The organism is Marinicrinis lubricantis, assembly GCF_042658665.1.
Lineage (GTDB): Bacteria > Bacillota > Bacilli > Paenibacillales > KCTC-33676 > Marinicrinis > Marinicrinis lubricantis.
Genome location: NZ_JBHSQV010000074.1, coordinates 1 through 1,343, shown reverse-complemented (window position 1 = coordinate 1,343; position 1,343 = coordinate 1). Strand labels below are relative to the sequence as shown.

1 protein-coding gene is annotated in these 1,343 nt (G+C 40.4%); it reads left to right on the top strand.

Features of this window, described 5'->3' with window-relative positions:
* Nucleotides 1-137: 137 nt before the first annotated feature.
* A complete protein-coding gene (locus ACFPXP_RS08105) occupies nt 138-1,184 on the top strand; it encodes an NADH:flavin oxidoreductase/NADH oxidase (protein WP_379893731.1) in 1,047 nt (348 codons plus the stop codon).
* Nucleotides 1,185-1,343: the final 159 nt, after the last annotated feature.

Sequence of the window (1,343 nt, the reverse complement as noted above, 5' to 3'; positions counted from 1 at the left end):
CCCGAAAAGTCCAGTCCCAATATTCATTTTTCAAAGAACAACAAGCTGGAAATTTTAAAGGCTCGCTCCAGTCCCCTAAGGGACTGGAAATCATTTAGAAGTTGGCTACAAAACATATGATACGAGGAGGTATTTTTATGATAACTTTACCCACCGCTTATAAAATAAAAGGTTTAGAACTTAAAAACAGAATAGTCATGGCTCCTATGTGTCAGTATTCCGTTGATAAGAAAGATGGTATTCCGAACGACTGGCATTATGTCCACTACGTTTCTAGAGCTGTGGGCGGGACAGGTCTTATTATTGTGGAGATGACGAGTATTTGTCCGGATGGGAGAATTACTGATAATGATTTAGGGTTATGGTCTGATGAACACATTCCAGCCTATCAACGAATAGTATCTGAAGTTCACAAATACGGAGCCAAAATTGGAATACAGATTGCACACGCAGGGCGCAAGGCAGAAGATGCCATGCAACCGGTAGGACCTTCTGCTATTTCCGGGAACGCCCTTCCCGAAGAAACGAAAAACGGTGCTTTGAAGCAACCGAGAGCATTAACAATCGACGAGATAAAACATCTAATCACGCAATTCAAAGATGCCACGAGACGTTCAGTTGAAGCAGGCTTTGATACTATTGAACTGCATGGAGCGCACGGATACTTACTTCATCAATTTATGTTACCTAGCATTAATAACCGTACAGATGAGTATGGTAAAGATTTAGCCAAATTCGGTGTTGAAGTCATTCAAGCAGTAAAAAGTGTCATGCCAGAGGATATGCCGCTCATCTTCCGAATTTCTGCTATTGAATATATTGATGGAGGTTACGGAATCGAGCATTCGATTGAAATGGCGAAACGGTTCAAAGAAGCCGGTGTAGATATTTTCCATGTATCATCTGGTGGTGAAGGAATTCCCGGAAGATTAAAACCTGGGAATCATCCGGGTTATCAAGTGCCGTTTGCTCGTGCGTTCAAGGAAGCATTAAACGAACCTGTTATTGCAGTAGGTAAGTTAAATAATCCCCAGCTCGCAGAGGCAACAATAGCTAATGGAGATGCTGATTTAGTCGCTGTTGCTAGAGGAATGTTAAATGACCCCTATTGGGCACTTCATGCCATTAAAGAAGTTTCAGGAAGTGTAACTCCCCCTGTACAATATAAAAGAGGTATTCGTTAAACAGTAAAAAGTCATATAAGAAAAATTTTCTTATATGAATCAATTTCATAATGCATCGTTCTAAAAAACTGTAGACTAACCCGACTACAAATTTACAGTTCAAAAATTAAGCTACATCAAGCTGCAACTGACGGTTTATGCGATCACAAGCTAATTTTG

Bases quoted from the DNA above. Each gene is read 5' to 3' on its own strand.
- ACFPXP_RS08105 (WP_379893731.1), top strand. From the start codon at position 138: ATGATAACTTTACCCACCGCTTATAAAATAAAAGGTTTAGAACTTAAA.